General features: G+C 53.8%; 28 protein-coding genes. 20 read left to right on the forward strand and 8 right to left on the reverse strand.

The window, feature by feature from the left end; all coding sequences use genetic code 11:
- Window positions 1–2 precede the first annotated feature (2 nt).
- Together ACXAH8_RS08105 and ACXAH8_RS08110 are read left to right on the forward strand one after the other, a co-directional pair.
- The gene (locus ACXAH8_RS08105) at window positions 3–344 is read left to right on the forward strand and encodes an Hpt domain-containing protein (protein WP_475217435.1); all 342 of its coding nucleotides are present in this window, start codon (window positions 3–5) and stop codon (window positions 342–344) included.
- Window positions 337–1,362, forward strand: a complete 1,026-nt coding sequence (locus ACXAH8_RS08110; RefSeq protein WP_475217437.1) for an adenylate/guanylate cyclase domain-containing protein — start codon at window positions 337–339, stop codon at window positions 1,360–1,362. Before ACXAH8_RS08105 ends, ACXAH8_RS08110 begins: the two co-directional genes overlap by 8 nt.
- A gap of 265 nt (window positions 1,363–1,627) precedes the next feature.
- Here ACXAH8_RS08110 and ACXAH8_RS08115 read toward each other — a convergent pair whose 3' ends face one another.
- On the reverse strand, window positions 1,628–2,725 hold the full coding sequence (locus ACXAH8_RS08115) for a trimethylamine methyltransferase family protein (RefSeq protein WP_475217573.1): 1,098 nt from the start codon (window positions 2,723–2,725) through the stop codon (window positions 1,628–1,630).
- 40 nt (window positions 2,726–2,765) lie between these two features.
- Window positions 2,766–3,641, reverse strand: a complete 876-nt coding sequence (locus ACXAH8_RS08120) for a LysR family transcriptional regulator (RefSeq protein ID WP_475217439.1) — start codon at window positions 3,639–3,641, stop codon at window positions 2,766–2,768.
- Window positions 3,642–3,746: 105 nt separating this feature from the next.
- On the opposite strand from ACXAH8_RS08120, the gene ACXAH8_RS08125 reads away from it, so the two are divergent.
- From ACXAH8_RS08125 to ACXAH8_RS08155, 7 genes are all read left to right on the forward strand, one after another.
- Complete coding sequence (locus ACXAH8_RS08125) at window positions 3,747–3,980, forward strand: hypothetical protein (protein WP_170380068.1); 234 nt, start codon at window positions 3,747–3,749, stop codon at window positions 3,978–3,980.
- A 75-nt stretch (window positions 3,981–4,055) separates the two neighbouring features.
- Window positions 4,056–4,904, forward strand: coding sequence for an alpha/beta fold hydrolase (locus ACXAH8_RS08130; RefSeq protein ID WP_475217441.1), 849 nt, complete (start codon window positions 4,056–4,058; stop codon window positions 4,902–4,904).
- A 67-nt stretch (window positions 4,905–4,971) separates the two neighbouring features.
- On the forward strand, window positions 4,972–5,595 hold the full coding sequence (locus tag ACXAH8_RS08135) for an aspartate/glutamate racemase family protein (RefSeq protein WP_475217443.1): 624 nt from the start codon (window positions 4,972–4,974) through the stop codon (window positions 5,593–5,595).
- Window positions 5,596–5,973: 378 nt separating this feature from the next.
- Window positions 5,974–6,570 carry a TetR/AcrR family transcriptional regulator gene (locus ACXAH8_RS08140; RefSeq protein ID WP_475217444.1) on the forward strand — a complete coding sequence of 199 codons (597 nt, stop codon included), beginning with the start codon at window positions 5,974–5,976 and terminating at the stop codon, window positions 6,568–6,570.
- Between the two features lie 113 nt (window positions 6,571–6,683).
- Window positions 6,684–7,790: an alkene reductase gene (locus ACXAH8_RS08145; RefSeq protein WP_475217445.1), complete on the forward strand. Its 1,107-nt coding sequence runs from the start codon at window positions 6,684–6,686 to the stop codon at window positions 7,788–7,790.
- Window positions 7,791–8,130: 340 nt separating this feature from the next.
- On the forward strand, window positions 8,131–10,020 hold the full coding sequence (locus tag ACXAH8_RS08150) for an SLC13 family permease (RefSeq protein WP_475217447.1): 1,890 nt from the start codon (window positions 8,131–8,133) through the stop codon (window positions 10,018–10,020).
- A gap of 238 nt (window positions 10,021–10,258) precedes the next feature.
- Window positions 10,259–11,164, forward strand: coding sequence for a haloalkane dehalogenase (locus ACXAH8_RS08155; RefSeq protein WP_475217448.1), 906 nt, complete (start codon window positions 10,259–10,261; stop codon window positions 11,162–11,164).
- 32 nt (window positions 11,165–11,196) lie between these two features.
- Here the strand turns inward: ACXAH8_RS08155 and ACXAH8_RS08160 are convergent, their stop codons facing one another.
- Window positions 11,197–12,084: a LysR family transcriptional regulator gene (locus ACXAH8_RS08160; RefSeq protein ID WP_475217450.1), complete on the reverse strand. Its 888-nt coding sequence runs from the start codon at window positions 12,082–12,084 to the stop codon at window positions 11,197–11,199.
- Window positions 12,085–12,188: 104 nt separating this feature from the next.
- On the opposite strand from ACXAH8_RS08160, the gene ACXAH8_RS08165 reads away from it, so the two are divergent.
- The 9 genes from ACXAH8_RS08165 to ACXAH8_RS08205 all read left to right on the forward strand — a co-directional run bounded on the left by ACXAH8_RS08165 (window position 12,189) and on the right by ACXAH8_RS08205 (window position 17,665).
- Window positions 12,189–12,479 carry a putative quinol monooxygenase gene (locus ACXAH8_RS08165; protein ID WP_475217452.1) on the forward strand — a complete coding sequence of 97 codons (291 nt, stop codon included), beginning with the start codon at window positions 12,189–12,191 and terminating at the stop codon, window positions 12,477–12,479.
- 26 nt (window positions 12,480–12,505) lie between these two features.
- Entirely contained in the window at window positions 12,506–13,519 is a 1,014-nt protein-coding gene (locus ACXAH8_RS08170) for a zinc-binding alcohol dehydrogenase family protein (RefSeq protein ID WP_475217455.1), read from the forward strand.
- On the forward strand, window positions 13,520–13,900 hold the full coding sequence (locus ACXAH8_RS08175) for a VOC family protein (RefSeq protein WP_475217457.1): 381 nt from the start codon (window positions 13,520–13,522) through the stop codon (window positions 13,898–13,900).
- A 20-nt stretch (window positions 13,901–13,920) separates the two neighbouring features.
- On the forward strand, window positions 13,921–14,427 hold the full coding sequence (locus tag ACXAH8_RS08180; RefSeq protein WP_475217458.1) for a nuclear transport factor 2 family protein: 507 nt from the start codon (window positions 13,921–13,923) through the stop codon (window positions 14,425–14,427).
- Between the two features lie 136 nt (window positions 14,428–14,563).
- Window positions 14,564–15,067: an aggregation factor core gene (locus ACXAH8_RS08185; RefSeq protein WP_475217460.1), complete on the forward strand. Its 504-nt coding sequence runs from the start codon at window positions 14,564–14,566 to the stop codon at window positions 15,065–15,067.
- Window positions 15,068–15,080: 13 nt separating this feature from the next.
- A complete protein-coding gene (locus tag ACXAH8_RS08190; RefSeq protein WP_475217461.1) occupies window positions 15,081–15,533 on the forward strand; it encodes a TspO/MBR family protein in 453 nt (150 codons plus the stop codon).
- A gap of 11 nt (window positions 15,534–15,544) precedes the next feature.
- A complete protein-coding gene (locus tag ACXAH8_RS08195) occupies window positions 15,545–16,099 on the forward strand; it encodes a CIA30 family protein (protein WP_475217463.1) in 555 nt (184 codons plus the stop codon).
- A gap of 263 nt (window positions 16,100–16,362) precedes the next feature.
- On the forward strand, window positions 16,363–16,533 hold the full coding sequence (locus tag ACXAH8_RS08200; protein ID WP_170380082.1) for a hypothetical protein: 171 nt from the start codon (window positions 16,363–16,365) through the stop codon (window positions 16,531–16,533).
- Between the two features lie 364 nt (window positions 16,534–16,897).
- Entirely contained in the window at window positions 16,898–17,665 is a 768-nt protein-coding gene (locus ACXAH8_RS08205) for a hypothetical protein (protein WP_475217464.1), read from the forward strand.
- Window positions 17,666–17,703: 38 nt separating this feature from the next.
- Here the strand turns inward: ACXAH8_RS08205 and ACXAH8_RS08210 are convergent, their stop codons facing one another.
- The 5 genes from ACXAH8_RS08210 to ACXAH8_RS08230 form a co-directional block, all read right to left on the reverse strand.
- Window positions 17,704–18,153: a MarR family winged helix-turn-helix transcriptional regulator gene (locus tag ACXAH8_RS08210; protein WP_475217466.1), complete on the reverse strand. Its 450-nt coding sequence runs from the start codon at window positions 18,151–18,153 to the stop codon at window positions 17,704–17,706.
- The gene (locus ACXAH8_RS08215; RefSeq protein ID WP_475217467.1) at window positions 18,143–19,243 is read right to left on the reverse strand and encodes an Acg family FMN-binding oxidoreductase; all 1,101 of its coding nucleotides are present in this window, start codon (window positions 19,241–19,243) and stop codon (window positions 18,143–18,145) included. Before ACXAH8_RS08215 ends, ACXAH8_RS08210 begins: the two co-directional genes overlap by 11 nt.
- Before the next feature lie 215 nt (window positions 19,244–19,458).
- On the reverse strand, window positions 19,459–20,136 hold the full coding sequence (locus ACXAH8_RS08220; RefSeq protein WP_475217469.1) for a GntR family transcriptional regulator: 678 nt from the start codon (window positions 20,134–20,136) through the stop codon (window positions 19,459–19,461).
- Window positions 20,133–21,164 carry a Gfo/Idh/MocA family protein gene (locus tag ACXAH8_RS08225; protein ID WP_475217471.1) on the reverse strand — a complete coding sequence of 344 codons (1,032 nt, stop codon included), beginning with the start codon at window positions 21,162–21,164 and terminating at the stop codon, window positions 20,133–20,135. The genes ACXAH8_RS08220 and ACXAH8_RS08225 overlap by 4 nt, the downstream gene beginning before the upstream one ends.
- On the reverse strand, window positions 21,161–22,249 hold the full coding sequence (locus tag ACXAH8_RS08230; RefSeq protein WP_475217473.1) for an isocitrate/isopropylmalate dehydrogenase family protein: 1,089 nt from the start codon (window positions 22,247–22,249) through the stop codon (window positions 21,161–21,163). Before ACXAH8_RS08230 ends, ACXAH8_RS08225 begins: the two co-directional genes overlap by 4 nt.
- Window positions 22,250–22,384: 135 nt before the next feature.
- Here ACXAH8_RS08230 and ACXAH8_RS08235 point away from each other — a divergent pair, with 135 nt between their 5' ends.
- Both ACXAH8_RS08235 and ACXAH8_RS08240 read left to right on the forward strand, forming a co-directional pair.
- Complete coding sequence (locus tag ACXAH8_RS08235) at window positions 22,385–23,392, forward strand: tripartite tricarboxylate transporter substrate binding protein (RefSeq protein WP_170380087.1); 1,008 nt, start codon at window positions 22,385–22,387, stop codon at window positions 23,390–23,392.
- A gap of 57 nt (window positions 23,393–23,449) precedes the next feature.
- Window positions 23,450–24,199: a hypothetical protein gene (locus ACXAH8_RS08240; protein ID WP_475217475.1), complete on the forward strand. Its 750-nt coding sequence runs from the start codon at window positions 23,450–23,452 to the stop codon at window positions 24,197–24,199.
- Window positions 24,200–24,202: the final 3 nt, after the last annotated feature.

Raw genomic sequence — 24,202 nt, forward strand, 5'->3', positions numbered from 1 at the left:
CCATGACAGACAGCCCAATAGACCATGAAATCTTCATGGAGCTAAAAGACGCCACAGGCGAAGACTTTGCTGCTGAGCTTGTGAACACCTTTCTCGATGAAGCGCCCAGTATGATAGTCGAATTGAAAGCGGCTGCGGCTGCGGCTGATGCCGACCGTTACCGGCGTGCTGCGCATTCTATCAAGTCAAACGCCAACACATTTGGTGCGACGGCTCTTGTCGAACTGGCCAGGAAAGTCGAACTCGGAGAATTGCCCGAGGCTGGAGACCTAAAAGATGCGACGGCGCTTGAGACAGCCCTCACCACTGCCGCCGCCGCGTTACGGAGCCTGATTGATGACTGAAGCTCCCGGACATTTGCTCATCGTCGACGACAACAAGGTGAACCGCTTGCTTTTGTCGCGCAGCGTAGAGCTATTGGGTCACCAAGCATCGGTCGCGGAAAACGGCCGGGTTGCTATGGAGATGCTGTCTAACCAGCCGTTTGACTTGCTTCTACTGGATATCGAAATGCCGGAAATGGATGGCTTTCAGGTTCTGGAGGCCGTCAAATCCGACACCGACCTGCGCGATCTGCCGGTAATTGTGACGTCATCTGTTGAGGGTCTGGACAATGTCGTGCGGTGCATTGAATTGGGCGCTGAAGACTACCTGCCAAAACCAGTCAATAAGACACTCCTCAGTGCACGCGTCTCCAGCGGCCTTGAAAAGAAAAGGCTCAGGGACGAACAAAAAAGACTGCTAGAGCGCTTTGCAACAACGGAGGTTGCACAAGACCTGCAAGAATCCGGTTTTGCGATAGGAGGCAAACGTGCCAACGCTTCGGTCCTTTTCTGTGACATTCGCGGCTTCACTACCCTATCGGAAGATCTCGCTCCCGAGGAAACAATCGACCTGCTCAACACTTTCTACACGCTGATGTTCGAGGCTGTTACCAGCAATGGCGGGATTGTCAGCCTGATGTTGGGAGACGGTTTGATGGCTCTGTTCGGAGTTCCGCAGTCGCTGTCCAACTCCGCGCAAAGCGCAGTGGCGGCCGGGCATGAAATGCATAACATGATTGAGATATTAAATCTCGAACGGCGCTCAGAAGGGAAAAGTGACCTAAAAATCGGTATCGGAATAGCGACTGGAGAAGTCGTCGCTGGTTATGCCGGCACAGACAACAGGGCGACGTATACTTGTATTGGATCGACGGTAAACCTTGCTGCTCGCCTGGAAGCAGAAACGCAGAAAACTGGAAGTCGAATTCTGGTTGATCAAGAAACCTGTGATCTGTTGGAAACGGTTAATGTACTGGAGACATTTGTCGGCACTAGGATCAAAGGTTTCTCCGATCCGTTCGACATCCATGCGCTATGACCATTCATGCAACGCGTTGGGCAAATCGTGCAAAGTTATGCGCACCCATATGTCTGCGTAGTTTGCCCATAGCCTTTGCGCTGCGCGGTTGTCTGCCATTGCGATGAATTCAATCAGTTTTTGGCGAAGTCGTTGCGGTTGTGGCCCTTTGTGTTGCTCAATCCCGCAAAGGGTCTCCCTGATGAACTTTGGGTTCCATGAGGCCTTTTGCTTGGATTCTCGCGAAGGTCTGTGACGCGCGGACACCAGGTTTTGCAAAGTTTAACTAATGGCCTACAGCCATGGTTTGGAAACATCCTGATGAATGGCAGCTTTGGAGATTTGAGAGCTGCGCCTTCAGGATCGCCTCATCAGAAGCGAACTTCTCAACACCGACGGTTCGCCCAAAATCCAGCCAACCCGCTGCGTGCAGGATCAGGTCGGCTCGTCCGCTCAAAGATGCTCCGAAGGCGCTGTCGCCTTCATATCCGGCCTGAGCGTCATTGATCTTGGACGACGTGACCAAAACGTCGCCACGGCAGGGGACCCCAAGTCGGCGCACCAACTGGCAACTGGCCAATTGGGCCAAGTGAGATTCTGGTGTTCCAAAGATCGGACCCATGATCTGCATCGAAAACGGGGTTGCGAAGATCCCGCCGACCACCGGAGCCACGGGGCGATAGACTTGCGTCAAAACCAGCCCAACCATGATTTCCGCAAGCCCCTGAGCCAGCGCCCCGGAAACGGTCACCGGCGCCGTGGCGCCCATCATTATGTAAGAGGCAACAAGGCTGGCCTGACCCAATTCAGCCGATGCACGCAGGCAGCTCAAAGGATTGGCCTGAAAGACCAAAGGGGGCGTTAGATTGATCAGATGAAGCAACCGACAGTCTTCGTCCGTATCCTTGATCCCAGCCGCGCTGGCCACCTCGCACAGGGCGTCTTCGGACAGGACGGTGCCCATCATCGGCTTGTCCGAAAGCTCCAGATGGGCGCGGGCGAGATCCTTGTAGGGCACAAGCGCGTCCGCGTCGTGGGCGATGCAAAGCTGAAAGCCGGTGCTGTCGATTGCCGGTGAAGCATCGCACAGGCGCACGAGTTCGCGGTAGTCCTCGAGCGTGCCCTGGCGGATGGTGTCGTCCGCGTGCCGGACATTCGGCGGGCCATAGAAGGGGACGACTACCGGGCGGTCGCCTCCGACCGTGACCGAAGCCGCTTCGGTTTTACCTTGCCAGATGAAGGATGCCGGCGCGTTTGCAATCAGATCGCGTAGACGGTCTGCGTCGATACGCACGCGCTCCCCGTCAATCCGCGCACCGACCGACGCCATGGCGTCAAGGCTGCCGGGATCGCCCTGCAACTCCATCCCGATTTCATCGAGAATTTAGGCTGCATGTGCTTCGATAGATGCCAAGGCTGGTTCATCAAGCAACGCGTAGGGGAATTGCATTTCTGACCTGTCTGGAGATTTCCTGGATGAGAGCCTTGACTGCATCATTCCGGTTCTTGGGGCGAGTTCGCGCGACATAAGCGATGGAAGGTGGCTCGGGGAACACGTCTTCGACGACTTCGAGGTCAGGCGATAGGTGCAGCCCGTTCATCAGCGCAACCCCCAACCCCGAGCGCACGGACGATAGGATACCCGCCGCACTAGGGCATTCGAAGACCGTTTCAAACCGCTGCCCGCCCCGCGCCCCTTCGGCACTGGCATAGTGTTTGTAGAAACAGTTGCTGTCAAAGGCGAGAAACGGCACCGGGACCGACAGGTCCAATGGAAGGTCATGCGATTTGATCCAATGCAACTGGTCTTCAAAGAGAACCAGATCGTCAGGGAGCACATCGCGGCTGAAGACCTGCATGACTGCCACGTCGATTTCACCGGCCTCCAACCAGCCTGCGAGGGTCAGGCTCTGGCTGATCCGTGTGCGCACTTGGGTTTCCGGGTGCAGTCGGGTGAAGCGACCTAAAATACGAGCCACGTCGCCACCCGTTGTGTCTTCGGTCATGCCCAGTTGGATCGTGCCCTTGAGTGGTTTCTTGCCCAACGCCGCCAGCGCTTCGTCATGCAGATCCATCATGCGCTGTGCATATCCCAGCAACCGCTCACCCGCTTCAGTGAACAGCGGCCCGCCTGCACGGCGCGCCAGAAGATCGCAATCCAGCGCCTTTTCCAGCCGCCTGATCTTGTGGCTGACAGCCGGTTGCGACAGCGCAAGATGTTCTGCCGCGCGGGTGACGCCCCCATGAGACGAGATTGCCAGAAGCGCCCGTAGGCCATCTATTTCCAGCCGTTCAGCCATGGCATGTCCTCATTCGAATATTTTATTGATTCATGACAATCATTCATTTGGTAGATTGATTACCCTGAAACTACAATCGGGGAAAGTCATAAAACGGATTGAAACATGACAACCGATGCAAACAAATCTCTTGAGTGGGGTGGAGCCTTTTTGTCCATCGCCTATTCCCTGCTCATCGCCTCCAACACTGGATACGAGGTACTTTCCTTCGTGTTTTTCCTGTTGTCGGCGCTCCTTCTTTTCACCCTTGCGGTGCGCAAGCGGATGTGGGGCTGGACAACGATGCAGGGCTTCTACATCGCCGCCGGCGCCTACGGCATCTTTGCCTGGAGCGTCTGACCGGTCCTGCGCTCCCTTTCCTTGAAATCATCCCGAATAGCTGCCCGACCAGCCCACCAAAGCAGGAGAAAAATCATGATCCAACTTGTGGACCAACACTGTGTGATAAACGGAAACCGCATCGCCCACGGCGTTCATGGTGAAGGCGAACCTGTGGTCCTCATCCATGGCACTCCGTCCTCGTCCTGGATCTGGCGCAACATTCTGCCTTCGCTTGTCGAGGCCGGACACAAGGTGCATGTGTTCGACTTGCTCGGGTATGGTCTGTCGGAACGTCCGCGCGACCCTAACATCGACACCTCGGTCACCGGGCAGGTTCCGATCCTTGAAGGGCTGCTCGATGTCTGGGGGCTGGATGATCTGCATGTCATCGCCCATGACATCGGCGGTGGTGTCGCCCAGCGGTTCTGCATCCAATCCCCTGAACGTGTCCGCACGCTGACCATGATCGACGTGGTGAGCTATGACAGCTGGCCCTCGAAGCGCACTCTTGAACAGATGCAAGCGGGTCTTGAAAAGCTGATCAAGGCGCCGGATGCAGAACACCGTGAGCATTTCCGGGAATGGCTCTATTCGACAGTACAGAACAAGAAACGTCTCGCCGAAACCTCGATGGAAACCTACCTCGATTTCATCTGTGGTCCCGTAGGCCAGGGCAGTTTCTTTCAGCATCAGGTCATGCACTACGACGCCAAGCACACCGATAAGGTCGCACCGCGCTATGCCGAGCTCGGTGAGCGTCCGGTCCAATTAATCTGGGGCGCGGATGACGCCTGGCAGGTGGTTGCGTGGGCCCACAAGCTGAACGACGCCATCCCCGGCTCGGAACTGCATGTGCTCGAGGACTGCGGCCACTTTTCGATGGAAGACCAGCCTGAGAAGATCTCGGCCCTGCTGGTCGACTTCCTCAAACGCAACAGCTGATCAGACTGGGGCGGGTCGACTGTATGTTGGCCCGCCTAAACGTCTTGTCAGGAAAAGGTCCAACAAGATGTTTTTTGCCCCCCGTGACCCCGGCATCAAAGATATCCACGTGCGCCAGAACCATGTGGGCTATGGAATAGGTCTGGGCGTCATGCTACTGGACGATGCCTATCCGGGATATCCCAGTGACGTGCGTAACCCCAGCGCGTTTCCCTTTCCGATCCAGTATGACATCGCCACGGACGTCAGCAACAAGACCTTGGTTTGGGACCAGGACAAGACACCAGTTCGCGCGCCGATCATTGCATCCGCAAAGTGGTTGGAAAGGTACGGGTGCCGCGCCATTGTCGCGGAATGTGGGTCCTTTGCCTATTTCCAGCAGAAGGTCGCCAACGCCGTTAGCGTGCCGGTGTTCACGTCCAGCCTGCTACAGGTGCCATTTGCCCAGACCCTTATAGGCAGCACCAAGAAGGTGGCAATCCTGTGCGCTCAACGCCGCTTCCCGACAGATCGCCACCTCGAGGCCGTAGGAATTTATCCAAATTTCAACCCTATCATTGGCGGTGCCAAGGACGAGCTGGGAGTGACCGAGTTCGACAAACTCTGGGATCCGGAAAAACGTCCAGACGCTCCTCTCGCAACTTTGAGACCGCAGAACGCCAGATGGTGGAGGCAACCAAAGCACTCGTAGCACGCTATCCAAACGTCGGCGCCATCGTTTATGAATGCACAGGGATGCAACCGTTTTCTCGTGCAGCACAGCGCGAGGTTGGCCTGCCGATTTTCGATTGGGGGACCTTGCTGTACCATGCCTACTCAGCAGTCGTTTCTCGCGACTACTACGGTCATGTTTGATTGGGTTTGTCCAATTTCGTGGCCAATCAATTCCGGAACGCATAGGTCTCCGTCGGCAGTTTTGGCGTACATCAGCCATATAGCGAGCGCGACGGGCGGGTCCGGTATTGCTACAAACCTAAAAATCCTGTTGTTGGCTACAATTCGGACTGATTAATCCAGAATCCTCGACAGGTCCCTTGAATTTCTGGACCGTCCATTCCAAATCTAGCGCATGAGCGAAGATACTCTTATAGTTTGCGACAACAATTCGCCTGTAGGCCCGGGTCGGCCTCGTGGCTTTGATGAAGCCGAGGCTTTGGAAAAAGCCCTGTGCGTTTTTTGGCACAAGGGATATGAGACCGCATCTGTGGATGATCTTACCAAGGCCATGGGTTTGAGCCGGTCCAGCTTCTATGGAACGTTCGGCAGCAAGCGAGCTTTGTTTCACAAAGCCCTCAGCCACTATTCCAGGCGTGGTTTGAAAACTCTGCGTGAGGTCGCTGACGCGGGCGGAGATGACCCAGTTGGTGCAATAATGGAAGCTTTGGCGAACCCGAAAGACGGTCGTGATGGCTGCATGCTGATCAACTGCCTTACGGAGCTTGCTCCTCATGATGAGGAAGTCGCGGCTCTTGGGCGGCACCATTTGGAGAGTATAGACGAGATTATTGCGAAAGCGCTTGAGCCTTCGGATCCGGGACAGGCGCTCGACAAGGCGCGCGCCTTTGCCTCCCTTGCAATCGGTACTTTAGCTTTGCGCAAGGCGGGTGTTCCTGCGGAGCAGATATCGCAAACTCTGAATCAAGCTCGGTTGGTGATATCACCTTAGCTCCACCTAACTTCATGTTTTGAAATCAAAAAACATGAAGTAACCGCAGCCCTAGTTTTGGACCAAGTAGTCCAAAACTGTCTGATAGAAGTAAACCAAAGAAGGAAGCAGCAATGGCTGACGAAAAACTGTTCTCCGGCATCAAAGCTGGCGCAATTGAACTGAATAACCGCGTTGTCATGGCGCCATTGACCCGCAACCGGGCAAGAGCCGAGGATGACAGCGTCCATGAATTGCAGGCCAAGTACTACGCGCAACGGGCGGGTGCTGGTCTGATCATCACGGAAGCTTCGCAAATTTCGCCCCAAGGCAAAGGCTACGCATGGACGCCCGGCATTTATTCCGAAGCACAGATCGACGGCTGGAAAAAAGTGACTGAAGCCGTCCATGCTGAGGGTGGAAAGATTGTGATCCAGCTTTGGCATGTGGGCCGAATTTCGCACAACAGCTTGCAGCAGGATGGCGGTGCCCCTGTTGCGCCATCCGCGATTGGCGCTAAGGCCAAGACCTTTGATGGTGAGCAATTTGTTGAAACATCTGAGCCGCGTGCTCTGGCCATCGGAGAAATTGCTGGCATTGTTGACGACTATCGGAGAGCTGCGGAAAACGCCAAGGAGGCTGGTTTTGACGGTGTCGAAGTCCATGCAGCCAACGGATATCTTATTGATCAGTTTCTGCGGGACGATTCCAACAAGCGTGAAGACGAATATGGTGGTCCTGTCGAGAACAGAGCACGGTTCCTGAAAGAGGTCATGGACGCTGTTGTCGATGTATGGGGCGCCAACCATGTCGGTGTCCGCCTCAGCCCCTTCTCGAACGCCAACAACATTTCCGACAGTGACCCACAGGCGACGTTCTCGTATGCGATCAAATTGTTGAATAGTTATGGGTTGGCCTATCTCCATCTCGTAGAAGGACAGACCGGCGGCCCGCGCGATATTCCTGAAGGTGGCGATCTAAAGGCGCTCTATGATTTGTTCGACGGTGCGAAAATGGGCAACAACGCTTATGACCGCGAAATGGCGATTGAAGCGGTTGAGATCGGAGCCGTCGACCTGGTGGCCTTTGGCCGACCGTTCATTTCCAACCCGGATCTTGTCAGTCGGCTGGAGAAAGACGCCGCGCTGAATGAGTTGGATGAATCCACCCTCTACGGCGGGAATGAAAAAGGATACACCGACTACCCGAAACTGGGAGAGGAAGCGGTTGCCGCAGAGTGAGGCCTCACTCTTAAATCCTTGGTGACAGGCAATAGCAAATAGAATGAGCGCGCCGGTTTGGACGCGCTCATTTCTCGAGTAAGGCAATATCTATTATGGACGCGTGGATTCATCACAAGTCTGCGAATGGACTGCTTCCCTCCGATTGCGGTGACTAAGAGACGCTTTTGAGTTTATCATCAGGGTCTCTTTGAGTTGGCGAATTCCATGTTTCAGCAGATACCATGTCCAAAAAAACGAGCTTCTTGAACCGGCCTGATGGATTTTGGCCTTACTTCCGGCGCAGAGTTGGTCCTTCGCATTTGCTGCTAATCAGGTAACGTTAGGTTGGGAGTACGATATGGAATTACCAGCACTGACGTACGAAATGATAGCCGTACTGAGTCTACTGGCTTTTACTGTCTTACTTTTTGTTACCGAGATTATACGGATCGACGTCGCAGCAATTCTTGTGATGGTGCTGCTTGGCGCGCTGAGCTATCTACCGGGGCTAGGTAATCTTGCCGATGTCTCCAGGCTATTTGAAGGCTTTTCCTCGAACGCTGTGATGTCAATCATCGCAGTTATGATAATAGGGGCTGGGCTTGATAAGACCGGACTTATGTCAAAGGTTGCGGCCTTGATCCTTAAGAACGGTGGCACGACAGAAGCCCGGATCATCCCAATTATATCAACAACGGTTGGTGTCATCAGCTCCTTCATGCAGAACGTCGGAGCTGCTGCGCTTTTTCTGCCTGTTGTGAGCCGCATCTCGGCACGTACGGAAATCCCGATGAGTAGGTTGCTAATGCCCATGGGGTTTTGCGCGATTCTGGGTGGTACGATCACATTGGTTGGGTCGTCGCCCCTTATCCTGCTGAATGACCTGATTGTTTCGGCAAACTCATCCCTTCCAGCTGACCAACAAATGGAGACATTTGGGTTGTTTTCAGTCACGCCTATCGGTGTGATGCTGGTGCTGACAGGGGTGCTTTACTTTGTGCTCTTTGGTCGCTGGGTCCTCCCAGCGCAGCGGGAGCGTGGAGAAGATGCAAGCTCGGCGCGGTCCATGCAGGCTTACGTCGAAAACACATACGGGCTTAGGGCCGATATGTTTGAGATACGTGTCCCTGAAGGCTCGATCATCATCGGGCAAACACTTGCGGATCTGATGGTCGCCCATAATATGTACATTCTCGGCACATCGTATCGCGGCCACAAGGTCATCGCGCCGATGGCTGATACCAAGATCGAAGCCCCGGCGCGGCTTGCCGTGCTTGGCCTGCGTCGGGTGGTTGAGCACCAGTTTGCTGAGCCTTACGGATTAGAGATCCTACCCCAACTAGATGTCTTTGCAGATGATTTCGCCGCGACCCAATCGGGGGTGGCCGAGGTTGTTATTCCTCCCGGTTCTTCAGTGATCGGCCAGACTCCGATTGATTTACGTCTCCGCCAAACGCATGGTTTGTCTTTGTTGGCCATTCAGCGTGGCGAAGAAACACTCAGCCACGTTGAGACCGAGGATCATTCAGCCACGCATATCGGGCAAGTTCCTTTGCAGGCCGGTGATACGTGTGTGGTGCATGTACAGTGGGACCGTCTGACACGAGTGAAGTCAGACAGGGATTTCGTCGTTGTCACCTCGGACTTTCCCCAGGAAGAGTTGCGGCCACACAAGGTCGGATGGGCGCTCGCCTTCTTCCTAATAGCGTTGAGCTTAATTCTGTTTTCTGACCTTCGTTTATCATTGTGCCTGTTAGTTGGCGCTGTTGGCATGGTTTTGAGCCGGGTGCTGTCGATTGATGAGGCTTACGAGTCGATAAGTTGGAGCACAGTTTTTCTACTCGCTTCACTGATCCCGTTGGGGCAGGCGGTTCAGAACACCGGCACTGCGGATTGGATTGCAGCGCATGTGTTGGCCCTTTTGAAGGGGTGGCCGATCTGGTCTTTGCAAGCAGGAATAGCCGTTTTGGCGACGGCGTTCACGCTGGTCATGTCGAACGTAGGTGCAACTGTTCTGCTGGTGCCGCTAGCAGTTTCTATTGCTGTATCGGCGGGTGGAAACCCGGCTGTATTTGCTCTCACCGTGGCAATTTCAACGTCCAACTCATTTTTGATCCCAACACACCAGGTGAACGCGTTGATCATGGGCCCAGCAGGCTACCGGGTGGTCGACTTTGTTCGCTCGGGCGGTATCATGACTCTGCTTTTCTTGGTTGTCTCAATTACTGGACTTGCGATTTTCTTCTGAGCCGCCTCTCGGCGATCCGTACAGATGAACTCACAATATAGGGTTTTTGAGACCAAATTTTTTTTGTCGGAACGTTAGATTCAAGACGTCTGCAAAAAAGAACCTCCGCCGCGAGGGACCGAAGCAATGCGTCGAAGTCAACCAAACCTGAAGTCGGTATACGCTGGAACTGGACCGTTTTAGTTTTATCCATCACTGTTGTCGGACCAAGACCGTCGGCAATTTTGGAGAGTTCACGATGAAGTTCCTTCGTACACCGGACCACCAGTTTGACGGATTGCCAGATTTCGACTTTGGCCCGAACTATCTTGATGTGGATGATACCGAGGGCGGTCTTCTCCGTCTGCACTATTTGGACGAGGGACCGGCGCAGGCACCGCCAGTGTTGTTGATGCACGGAGAGCCAACCTGGTGCTTCCTGTATCGGCACATGATTCCGTTATTCAAAGATGCGGGCCATCGAGTTCTGGCTCCTGATTTGATTGGGTTTGGCCGGTCGGACAAGCCCACTGAGCGATCCGATTACACTTACCAACGTCATGTAGACTGGATGTCCGAGTGGTTGCGGAAAGTTGACCTGACGGGCATCACATTGGTGTGTCAGGACTGGGGCGGACTTATTGGCTTGCGGCTGGTTGCGAGTATGCCCGAGCGTTTTTCTCGTGTGGTTGTGGCGAACACGGCTCTGCCCACCGGTGACGTCCCATTGGGCGATGCATTTCTTTCATGGCGGGAATACTCGCAATCCGTGCCTGAATTTAATTCGGGACGCATCGTATTCGGTGGCACGACATCCAAGATTTCAGATGAAGAGGTTGCAGCCTATAACGCACCGTTCCCGGATGCGCGCTATCTGGCAGGCGCTCGCGAGTTTCCCGTGTTGGTGCCCGACTCGCCTGATAATCCAGCTTCTGAAGCCAACCGAGCCGCATGGGAAACCCTCAAGACCCTGAACACTCCGTTTCTGACTGTTTTTGGAGAAGATGACAGGGTCATGGCAGGTGTAGACAAACTGTTCCAAAAGTCGATCCCCGGCGCAGTTGGTCAAAATCATACTGTTTTGTCTAGAGCGGGGCATTTCATTCAAGAAGATGCTGGTACAGAGCTGGCACAGGCGATTTTGAAATTCATTGAGCAAACATAGCGGCTATCAGTTTAGTGTCTTCCCCTATGGCCTCAACTCACACCAAATTTGCGACGCAAATGCTCGGCCAAGGCCGTTATGCGACGTGGTTGGGCTCGGCTCGGCGGAAACATCATTTGCAAAGGTTTCGGCGGTGGGAGGAAGTCGCGCAAGACAGAAACAAGTCTGCCAGATCGAACATCGTCGCCGACATCCAGCTCTGACTTCAAGACGACCCCATGGCCTGCGATCGCCCAATCGCGGATCAGTGAACCATCATTGACTATTCGATTTCCCTTTACCGATACTCGCTGGGCATTTGGTCCTGACCCAAACGCCCAAACGTTGTCTATCATGTCGCCAAACCTCATAACCAAGCAGTTGTGGTTTAGTAGATCTTCTGGTTTTTCAGGCGTTCCGAATGAGGCCAGGTAACTTGGGGATGCACATACGAAACGTTGGTAGCTTCCTAGATTTCGCAACCTGAGCGAGCTGTCTGTGATGTTGCCGAAGCGAACGGCGAGGTCGAAACCCTGGCCGACAAGATCGACATAGCCGTCTGAGAGGGACAGTTCGATTGAGACAGCAGGGTTCTCTTCGGTGAATTCGGCGATAACCTCGGAAACAATGCTCCGTCCCAAGTCAATCGGCGCGCTTATGCGAATTGGACCAGACAGAGTTTCAGCACCGTGCCGAACAAGTGTATCCAGCTCCGCAACCTCACTGAGGACGCTTCTTGCTCCATCGGCTAGTACTCGTCCTTCTTCGGTCAGGCTAATAGAACGGGTGGTGCGGTTGAACAAAACCACACCGTAATGTGCCTCCAGAGCCGCGAGCCGCTCGGACACTGTCGTGCTCGACATCCCTGTCTCGCGCGCCGCGGCCACAAGACTGCCTTTCTCAGCTATGGTCAGAAACAAACGAAGATTATCTAAAAGCATTAAACGGAAATTCCGGATTATATGTTCGATCCTGACCTGTTTATCCCGAAAGTACTGCGGCGTAAATCTGGCGCATCGCTCAGGAAAACAAGGGACCTAATCCAATGGCCAAGCTGACAATCCTCGCCAACATCAAAGCCAACCCCGACAAGATCGACCTCGTAAAGGGTGAGCTGATCAAGCTCGTCGACATAACCCGTGCCGAAGAGGGTTGTATTAACTACGACCTGCACCAGGACAACGACAACCCGGCTCATTTCGTGTTCTACGAAAATTGGGAAAGCCGAGAGCTTTGGCAAACCCACATGGGTGCTCAGCACCTTGCGGCTTATCTGGAAGCAACAGAGGGCGCCGTTGCAGAATTCACGTTGAATGAAATGACAGTCATCGGTTGATACAGAACCGGACATAGGAGCACGTTATGAAAGCCGTGGGATACCGTGAGACAGGGTCGATTGATCGGGCGGACGCCTTAATCGACTTCGAGGCCGACAAACCGACGCCCAAAGGGCGCGACTTGTTAGTGAAGGTGCAGGCCGTGTCAGTGAACCCGGTCGATACGAAAATTCGGCAAAACCGTGCTCCTGTTGGTCCAGCACCTGTTATTCTGGGGTGGGACGCAGTAGGGATCGTCGAAGCCGTTGGTGAAACGGTGGAGACTTTCAGTCCGGGCGATACAATTTGGTATGCCGGGGCGATCAACCGACCGGGAACCAATGCCGAGTTTCATCTGGTGGATGAACGTATTGTCGGAGCCGCGCCAAAGTCCATACCGGCGAAAGCGGCTGCGGCGATGCCGCTCACGACGATTACTGCCTTTGAGATGCTGTTCGACCGCATGCGCGTCCAAGATGCCGTTTCCGGAGGGACCAATACGTTGCTGGTGATTGGTGGCGCAGGCGGTGTCGGGTCAATCACCATTCAATTGGCACGGGCTCTCACTGACTTGACGGTGATTGCCACTGCGTCCCGACCCGAGACACAAGACTGGGTTCGAGAGCTAGGCGCGCACCATGTCATCAACCACTCAGAACCTTTTGGCTCACAACTCGAGGCTCTTGGTATCGACAGCGTGGATTTCATCTATTCGACAAACCATTCCCAGCTCTATGCGTCCCAAGCTGGACAAGTGATGACACCCCAAGGTCGCTTTGGGTTGATCGATGATCCTGAGACCTTCGACATCGCGCCGCTCAAACACAAATCGATCTCATTGCATTGGGAGTTCATGTACACTCGGTCGCTTTTTGGGACTGGAGATATGAGTCGTCAAAGCGAAATCCTGAATCAGGTCGCCGGGTTGATAGATGATGGAAAGATCAGATCCACAGCGACTGATACGCTCGGTAGGATCAATGCTACAAACTTAATGAAAGCCCATGCTATCCTCGAAAGCGGCAAGGCCAAAGGGAAGCTTGTGCTTGAGGGTTTTTAGATGAGAATTGAGCGGCTGGATCATGTGAATATCGTGACGAACAGGTTGCCTGAGATGGTTACTTGGTATGAAGAGGTCCTGGGTTTGAAACCTGGGGCCCGCCCTGATTTTCCGTTTCCCGGAGCTTGGTTGTATGCGGGTGATGACGCCGTGGTTCACCTTGTGGGGCACGAAGGAACGCCAAATGTCGGTTCCGAAGTGAAGCTCAAGCTCGAGCATTTTGCGCTCTCAGCCACGGGGTTGAGCGCGTTCGAAGAAAAACTGAACTCGAGTCAGATCAAGTACCGCAAAACTGACGTCCCGGGCGCCCGAATGGTCCAAATCCATGTGGCCGATCCTGATGGAAATCATATTCATATAGACTTCAAAGAAAACGAGTAAGTGGCTAGCCCTCGAAATAGTTGGAACGCAAAATCAAGCGCGTAACCTCTTGCCGATTAATGATTGAGATCCTTATTGGGTTGCTTCCAAGAACTACGTGGACCAACATTTTGGGCGGTACAAACGTCGATTTGGAGATCAGCATGCCGGACCTCGAAACAAACAAGAAAAACGTCATCGCTTTTTACGAAATGATGTTCAACACGTGTCGACCTGCCGAGGCTATCGCAACCTTTGTTGGGGAAACCTATACGCAGCACAACCCACATGTTGGTGACGGTAAGCAAGCCTTTGTTGACTATTTTGAGCGCATGGCCGCCGAATACCCGGGAAAGCGTGTGGATATCAAACGAGCCTTTGCTGAAAACGATCACGTTGTTCTGCATTGCCATCAAATCTGGCCCGATGGTCTCGAGTACGCCGGGATCGATATTTTTCGCCTGGATGCAGATGGCAAGGTTGTCGAACACTGGGACGTTCTTCAGGAAGTTCCAGCAAACAGCGAGAATGACAGTGGCATGTTTTGACTTCGCTGTTCTGACTGCGGAGCATGGAACTTCGAAAGCCCTTGTCAGCTAAACCACGATAGTCAAAGGGTATAAGTCTGATCCAGGAAACCCGCCGAGGCGTATCTATCAAGAACCGTTTAGTTAGGAGATAAATATGTTCTCGAAGAGTATTCTTACGGCGGCCCTTGGGTTATTTTCAGCTACTTCGCTTCAAGCTGGTGTACAAATTCGCTTTATAGAAGGCGCACCCAAGGACCGTTTTGTTTTGACAAATGTCGGAGCTTGCGAAGTAGAAGCCTCGACCCTCAAAATCGACTTGTCGAAATCTGCGGGACGCCTGATTTTCGACGTTACCGACAAAGGCGCGGGTGTAGAGGTCTTCCAACCTATCGAATTCGTTGAGGGTGCGGACGCTCTGCGGCAAATCCCAGCGGTCGTGGATGGGCAAGATACAATTGAACTTGAGATCGCCTCCCTCGCAGCCGGGGACAAACTGGCCTTTACCATTGATGTAGATGACACAATCGGGCAACGCGAAATCACCGTAGCGGGGTCGGAGATCGAAGGCGCCACGGTGTCATTTACCGATGCGGATGAGACCAGTACTGCGACCTTCTCTTCCGAAGCACTTGTGAACGTGGCGACCAAGGACTGCTGAAAGCTCTCCCACAATGTCGAACTGGTTGATCCGCATAGCATTCCTTGTGCTCATGGTGGGAGGCGGCATCCTTATCGGGACACTGACTGCACCTGGCGAATGGTATGCTCAGCTTTCTAAACCGGCTTTCAACCCACCAAATTGGATTTTTGGACCGGTTTGGACGGCGCTTTATGTCTTGATCGCCATGGCGGGTTGGCGTCAGTTCGAGACAGACCGAAGCTCGACGGCCATGAAGCTGTGGTGGGCGCAGATGGGTCTGAACTTTTTGTGGTCCCCAACCTTTTTCGTCCTGCAACTGCCGTGGTTTGCCCTTGCGGTCATTGTCGCGTTGTTGGCTGTCATCGTCATGTTCATCGCTCGGGTCTGGAATTCAGATCGGGTTTCGGCACTGGCCTTCCTGCCGTATTTCGCGTGGGTCGCATTTGCCACGGCGCTGAACCTCTCCATTGCGGCACTGAATTGAGAAGGATCGATATGCGTGCCAACTTCATTGGGCTTGTTTCAGGTCTTGTTATCATTGGATGCACAATGGCTCAGGCTGATGAAAAACTGACTGAAGACTTTTCCAAGTCTCCGGAGACGCGTTGGGACTACGTTGCCGACACCGTCATGGGAGGAGTTTCCTCAGGACAAGTGCAGTTTCGTTCGGAAGGTGATGTTGCATTCGCGCGGCTGACCGGAACGGTCAGTACGGAAAACAACGGCGGCTTCATCCAGTTCCGGCGCAAGTTGTCTGATCGGCCAGATGAGGGTGTATCAGGCGTCAGATTATTGGTACGGGGGAACGGTGAGCAATATTTCGTTCACCTCAGAACACGCGGCACGGTGCTTCCGTGGCAATACTATCAGGCCGCGTTCGCAACTTCTAAAGACTGGGCCGAAGTCTATTTGCCTCTGTCAGGTTTCAAGGCTTCTGGCACCATATTACGCGCTATTCCCGTTGCTGATAAAATCACTTCAATTGGAGTTGTAGCCTTCGGGCGCGATCACGAGGCCCGCGTAGATGTCAGTGAGATTGGTTTCTACTGAAGGCCTCTTAAGAAAGGGCTGTGATATTCAGATAGGCCTACTTGACACCGGTTGAGATCGAGTTGTGCCGATGCCTGAACGCGGATGCGCTGTTTCTTCATTTTAGATGCTGAACCTGTCTTTTCTGAGCGAACATTCAGAGCGTGCTGCGTTCCGAAGAGACGACTCCACAGACAGTCTTCAGTTAAAAAAACTTAATCAAAGCAAAATACATTCAGCAAAAGACAACTCCCAAATGAAGCTCATCTAAAGGAGTGAGTATCATGAAGAGGATTGCAGCTTTGGGCCTTGTTGCCCTGACCCTATCATTTGTTGGCACCGGTGCGTTTGCGGACTGCTATTTTGGGAACGATGCGGTAACCGGGATGGAGACGATCATCTGCGAGACAGACGGTGGCTTTTCCAGTTGGGGCACATTGATCGCCGAAGCTTAAGCGTTTCGGGGTTCGACACCAAATTGTCTGTGAATTTGGTTAAATCAGATCGAATTCTGAAATTGGTAGCACCAAAGCCAAGTAGCACTTGGCACCGAGAGTGGTGACGCGACAGACTCGTCTATAGTTATTGCGTGGTAGGGGACCTCCGCTCCCGCTGCGATGCAAGAAACTACTCCAGTTCTTCGACTTGGTTTGCGTCGATGGATATTTCAAACTCACGCAACCTTGCGCCGATTCTTGGTGTTCTGCATCTTTTTGACCAGGCAATGTGGTGGACACTGTTGGAAGGAGACCAATCGTTCTTTGTATTGACCCGTCACGACACCGCCCCACCTTTCTAACTCAGTTAGGAGCATCCTGAGTGTTTGTGAGGACCACCGCCTTGTTGTTTTTTGCTGTGTCGACCCCGGCCACGGCATTGCAGCTTCGCGAAACAGGGCGGTATGAGCTCAATCAACCCGCAAGTCTTGACTACGATCCGACGTTTTGTGGGTTGTGGATTGCGAACGAGGGGCCCGAGGCCATTCTCGTTACATTGCAAGGCGATGAGTTGCGCCGCATATCCAGCGATCTCTTCCGTATCAAAGCAATTGCTATCGAAGGGGATCACTTGTTGTTGGGCGATGGTCTCGGCAGTCTTCAACGTGTCACCAAAGATGGAGAGCCACTCGGAGCGCCTTTCACTCTGGAAGGCGGATTCGCAGACACCGAGGGGATCGCGATCAACGCCAAGGGGCAGATCGTGACCGTAGAAGATGACCCGGAAAGGTTGTCCTGGTTCACTTCAGAGGGTGCGTTGGCGGCGAGGTTGGATACAATGAAGCTCTCTCCCCCCTTAAGCGAGGCGCAGGGCATCGCGATTGATCCACGCACCGGTCACATGTTGATTGTTGATGACTGGGAAGGGTCAAACAGCCTGTATGAGTTCACGGCAGATGGCCAATTGCTCGCCCAGCAAAGCCTTTTGGAATTCGGAACTGACCCGGAAGGCATCGCCATTAGGCCGGGATCTAACCAACTGTTTGTAGCATTCGACGGCGGCGCGACGATTGTGACATTTGATTACACGCCCACCTTGCTTGAAGGATCACCGCCGCTTCCCCCGGGCGGAGACTGTATGATGTTCTGAGAATTTGGCTTTGTATTCTGGCTAAAACCGGTTTTTGCCTAGTCCCGTTCGCTGTCCAAAGCTTCGCGTATGAGCGTTAGATTCGGCAGCGAATTTTGAAACGGACCTGACCCGAGTTCGGACAAAACTGGAGCCAGGGATTCCGACATCCGCTTCGTACAAGCTTTCAGAAACTCCGCACCTTGCGGCGTGGACCGGGCTATTTTCGAACGCTTGTCATTGGGGTTGGTTTCAAGGGTAATCAGAGTGTGATTTTCAAGACTGGAGAGCATGTGTGTCATCGACGTCTTGGGTACTTGAAACGCGTTCGATAGCTGTAGTGGCGTTTCCCCTTCGGGGCGCCGGACCAGGTGGCCCAATATGCCAAATTGGGTAGCGGTCATTCTGCCAGGTAAGAACGCTTCAAGCTTGGTCGAGATCAGCTGGTTGATGATCCCGACCTCGGTGAAGAACCGGTAGACTTCGTTGGTCTCATCTTCAGGCTTCATTCAGAATTCGTGTCTCCAGAGGCCAGCGGGGTGTGGCAATTGGCTCGGGTCCATACCCCAAACGCAGCAACATTTGCACCGTGTGGCCCGGTGACGCAAGAAGCTCATGCGCAAGAGCGTATTCATCAGCCATCTCAGGATATTCCTGAAGGGCTTGACTGATTGGATGAACGCCTAAGCCCATTTCAGTTGTTTTCAGGTAGAAACGCATCAATTGACGTCCGGCTTCGAGTTGATCGCTTCGCGTATTTGTAGCTGTCGTGAGGACTGCGTATTGCGGCGTCGCGTCTAGCATAGCGAAGTAGCCTCGCATGTGAGACTGAGTGCCTGGGTGGTCAACATTCATAAGGGTCTCATTGTCTAAAAGGCCGGTAAGTCGCAGCGTTTCCAGCATGGGATCGCGCAATTCAATCCCGTCCGGATTGGCGTTGATTTCTGCTTTCCCGATCCGCATGAGGTCGACGGATTCTTTTAGGGTCTGGGGTGTTCGCATTTCGATTTCGAAAGCGCGTTTCGTGAGGTTTCGAACTCGGACCACCAGATCCTCATCAGTAATCAAAGTTGCATAGTCGCTAAGCGCAAACACTTGATCGGCTGAGAGGCGCTGTTCAGTGTACGGTTCCTTGTTGGAATGTCGGTTGAGGATTTGATCTGAGAGTGGATCGGGCGCTCCGCCATGAACAAACACTGCTTCTGCGATAGGTCCGTCATCTCCATTTGGCAGTAGTTCGACCTCGGCATCAAATCCATGTGCACCTGCCGCCAGGATCAGTGTCTCAACAAATGCGCCGAGGCCAATATAGAGCTGGCGGTGGTAAGGATCGGTTTCCGGAAGTTCGCGATCAGGATCACGGTGGATACGTACCGTGTCTTGCCCAACCAACTCGACCAGCCAAGGTTGCAAGTTGTGTGGATTGGGGGCGAGAATTGCGTAGGACAAGGCGGCTTTGCGTGGGTCGTCATACGGTTTTGGCGTCCACGGAGCCAGCGCGTCATGCGGCGTGCGTGTAGCGAGGAACCCAACCGCGCCCATTGCCGCCAGAATTGTGCCTCCGCCTAGAATCTTAAGAAAACGTCTTCGATTTGGCATCTTGAGTCTCCAATAGTACGATATCGAACCAAATAATACGAAATCGTACTAATTCAACCCCAATCGATGCAGTGATTGGTTAAGTGATTTGAAAAAAGGAAAGCAGAACAGTCGGACGCAACCGCGGACTGCCGCTATCGACAAGTACTCGGAGCGCCTTTTATGTCGCCAAAAAAGCAGTTGTTTTAGTTGATTAACGACCGGATACGAGAAGATCAGAGGCTGTTGAGTCGATGCTTTTCGAGTATCCCGCAAAGCATAGCCTGTGCTTGCAGCCTGTGTTCTCGATGACGTTCACGGGCAACATCCGGTCGACCTTCACTAATCGCTTGAAAAACAACCCGGTGATCTTCGTTGGATTTGACGGGCAGGGGCCTGATGAACAACGTCGTTGCGCGTGCGCGGCGCACCTGGTCGCTCATCATGGCGACAATCGCTTCGACCCGTTTGTTGCCGCCCAACCGAACGAGCTCCTGATGAAACAACTCGTCAGCCTCGGCCCAGGCTTCAAGGTCTTCAGCTTCGATGGCTTGGTCCATCTTGGCAATTGATCCAGCAAGGACCGCCAGTTCATCTTCTGAATAACCCGCTTCGGCAGCGCGCTGTGCTGCGAGACTCTCGAGTTCCGTCAGGATGTCGTAGATTTCACGCATATCATCTGATGAAACAGGCAGTATCCGCACGCCCCTACGGGGCCGCATTTCAAGCAAGCCCTTACTCTCCAACATCAGCGCAGCTTCCCGAATCGGGGTGCGGGACATGCCAAGGGTCTCGGCGAGTTCCGATTCCAGATGGTCAGTTCCGGCTGCTAGTTCGCCAGACAGGATCATCTGTCGCAAATCCCTAACAGCGCGTTGGGTATTGGAAAGAGTTTTTGCGTCCTGACCCTTCACGGCGTCTCCAGGTTGATCTTTCGTCCCTCCGCAGCCGAGAGATAGATGTTCTCTTCGATGCGGATCACGTCCAAATAGTCTCGGGCCGTGTTTTCCAGCGGCGTGCCCTCTACAAGGCCTGAAACGACGTGACTTTGCAAGGCGTGTACGCAGTCTCCTCCAAACCCATCATGATCGCTCGGAGGTAAAATCTGCTGTCGCTCCTGTTTTCCAAAAGCGCGGAGTTCAACTGAACCGTCGCCGTAAAGAACCAGTGATCCTTCGGTTCCTTCGATGAGAGCCTCACCCATGGTTTGACGCAGGTTTTCTGCACTGTGGTCAAGGCACCTGTTGCCATCGAACAGGGCTTTCAAACCGTTGGGGTGATCAAACAGGATGAAACCTGCATCCTCGCCTGCGATAACTGGGTTAACTTGGCGCAAGTCCGCATAAACTGCGCTGGGCGCATCGAACAAAAATCGGAATGTGTCTACCCAGTGAACCGCTGTTTCATGCACCAGGAAACGCGGCATTTCCTGAAAGTACGGCTGCCGGTCAAGGTAGGCTCGTGGTCCCTGTCCGTCGCCTGGCCGAAGCCTGAAAGTCGCTTGAAGAGGTGTGCCAATTCGACCCTCGGTCATTGCCACCTTGATCGCACGATACCAGGGCTGAAAGCGAAAATTCTCATGCACGACAATAGTTGCGCCTACCGCTTCAGCCTCGATGACGATCTTCTCCGCTTCATCCAAAGACATGCAGAAAGGTTTTTGGCAGATCAGCCACTTGATGCCAGTGCGCAGTGCCGTTCGGATGGCATCGGCCTGCGCCACTGGTGGAAGGATGATGTCCACAAGATCTGGTTTTTCCGCCTCCAGCATTTTTGACAGATCATCGTAAGCGGCCAGTCCTGTTTCTTTCGCCTTGTTGATATCACGGTTGCAGGATGCAATCGGAACCGCTCCGGGCATTCGGGACCAGCTTTCGTAGTGGAACCTGCTGAAATATCCCGCGCCCACACAAGCGACCCTGATGGTTTGTCGAGTATTCATGCCCGCAATGCTTCCAATACCGATGCGGCTGCATCTTGAGTTCCGGCCGTTCCACCGAGGTCACGCGTCAGGTTCTGTCCATTCGCAGTCGCCTTTTCCACAGCTTCACGCAATCGTTCGCCGTCTTTGGATAGGGCTGGGTTGTCATGGGTCAGCCCCAACCATTCAAGCATCATTGCTGCGGACAGGATCATCGCAAAAGGGTTGGCAACACCCTGTCCTGCAATGTCCGGAGCGGAGCCATGGCAGGGTTGAAAAACAGCGTGGTTCAATCCGATATCCGCTGAGGGAGCCAGCCCAAGACCACCCATTAGCCCGGCACCAAGGTCAGAGAGGATGTCTCCGAACATGTTCTCAGTGACCAAAACATCAAATTCCCAAGGTTTTTGAACCATCCACAGAGCGGTAGCATCAACATAGGCATGGTCTGCCTGCAATTCGGGATGGTGGGCGGCTTCCGCATCAAACATTGATCTGAAAAACGCAAAGGCGCGGAATACATTGGCCTTGTCGACACATGTAACCCGTCCTGGCCCGCGCCCAGATATTTTCCGGTTTTTGGCTATGTCAAACGCAAACCGGAATAGCTTTTCGGACACTTCTCGCGTGATCAGCAAGGTCTCACGTGCTTCATGTTCGGTGACTTCGCCAGCGCCTTGGGTGAAGAACAGCCCTTCTGTGCTTTCGCGTATCAAGACAAAGTCGATCTCTTTGCCGGGCGGCAGAGCCAATGGGCTCATTTGTCCGCTGCTTACCTTTACCGGTCGTACACCAGCGAAAAGTCCCAGTTGCTTTCGCAGATCGATCTGCGGTGAAATCTCGGTTCCGTCCGGGTATCGAACATCGGGCAAACCCATTGCCGACAGCAGAATCGCGTCAGCATTGCGCGCAGTCTCGAGTGATCCAGCCGGAAACGATTCTCCAGTTTTGGCGTAGTGGCCTGCGCCTGCCGGCGCGTCTGTAAACGCCAGGTCGTAGGCAGGATTGCTGAGCGAGAGCTGGCGCAGGATTTCAAGCGTGGGGCCCATAATTTCTGGGCCAATCCCGTCCCCGTGGAACACTGCAATATCGTAAGTCTTTTTCATTTTGCCCCGCTTCCTTCCTGTTTCGCATTCATAGCGCGATCGCAGCTTTCACTACAGTCCGTTGACAACGCATTCTTTAATGTATACGCAAATAAATGCAATAATAAACGCGAAGTTGTTTGGGAGGACTTGGAAATGAAACTAATGCTAGGGCGGTTGGCGGCCGCAGCTGTGATGGCGACCAGTATTGCAGGCGCAGCTGCTGCGCAGGATTACCCCTATCGTGATATCACCACAGCTGTGGTCTGGGGGGCCGGTGGCGGTACGGACACGATCAACCGTATGATCATGGCCGAGATGGAAAAACACCTTCCGGTCTCGATCAATGTGATCAATCAAACAGGTGGGGTCGCAGGCTCCAACGGTATGGTCTACGTCATGAACCAACCAGACGATGGCTACACACTGGTTGGTCTGTCTGAATCGAATGTCACCGCTGCTGTGCAGGGTGGTTGGGATAAGAAATTTGACTTTTGGTATCCATTCATTGTTGGCGGATCACCTGATCTGATCTCGGTTCCGGCGGACAGCCCTTACAATACTCTGGAAGAACTGGTCGACGCCGCGAAAGCTGCTCCGGGCACTATTCCCGCCGCGGCTTCCGGCGCAGGTTCGATCCACCACTTGAACCTTCTGGCGATCGAAAAAGGGTCCGGTGCAGAATTCAAGTTTGTGCCATACAAAGGCTCCGCGCCCGGGCAGGAGGCAGCGATAGCGGGTGAAGTTGCGTTGGTTGTGACTTCACTGGCTGAACAGGCACCGTTGATCGAAGGCGGTCAGCTTAAACCGCTTGCTATGTTGACGCCCGAGGACGCGCAGATCGCAGGGGCAACCGTGCCGTCTGCCTTTGGCATCTATGACGGTCTCGACCAGTATTTGCCGCTCAAACAGGCGATCGGGTTTGCGGTTCACAGCTCGGCCGGGGATGACGTTAAGGCTGCCTTAGGCGATGCGTTCGAGCAAGCTATTGCTTCCGACACCGTCGCCGAATGGGCTGCGGCAAACAACTACGACGTCGGTGGTCAGCACGGCGAAGAGGCTCAAGAACTGTTTGCGAACCTCGAAGCTACCTTTGCCTACACCTTGCAAGATCTAGGCGCCGCGACCGTCGATCCGGCCTCGCTGGGTATTGAGAAGCCCTAATCCGATCACTTTTGAAAGGGCGCGCTGGATCGCGCCCTTTCCCTAAGGAGGCAGGCAATGGACAAACCTGACGAAACACTGGTCATGCGGACTCGTGACTTTTGGGCCGCAATTGTTCTTATAACGGCGTCCGTCTTCTTTCTTTGGAAGACGTTGGACATCCCCCTTTGGGGTGAAAACCGCGCAGGTGTAAGTGGTTCGGATTGGTACAACTCGGCTGCAATTGTACCGCTGTTCATCTTCGGAGGGTTGCTTGCGTTGTCCTTCGTTTTGCTGGCTATTTCGATCCGCTCTGGTGGGGCAGAAAACGCGCTCAGTGCGGTGGGGATCGGGTGGGACAAGTCGGAAGCCTATCGAGCTTCAACAATAGGCTTGATCCTTCTTGCATATGTCGTCGGGCTCGTTCCCAGAGTGGACTTCATTCTGTGTTCTGGGTTGCTGATTACAGCTTTGACTTACGGCTACTATGGCGGCCATGCTAGGCGTGCTTTGGTTGCCTGTATCGCGGTTGTCTCTGCAGGATTATTTGCGTTTGCTGTTTTTCCCGCGCAGGCGGACTGGAACGCACACGGTGATGATTGGTTTACGCTGGCCCTATGGGTCTCGCTCACATTTGTAGTGTTGACCAAAGCGGCCTCTGAGCCCGTTTTGCGGTACGTTCCCTTGGTGGCAATACTCGCCCCGCTCATCCTTGTTTGCGCGATGGCCTTTGTTTTCCGGCAGAACGTGCCCGCGCGCGGCGGGCTGATCTTCAAGCAAATCGAATACCACTACTACGTGACGCTTCGTCCGCTTTGGAAAGACTGACCG

The organism is Ruegeria sp. ABV3_008, from assembly GCF_056161185.1.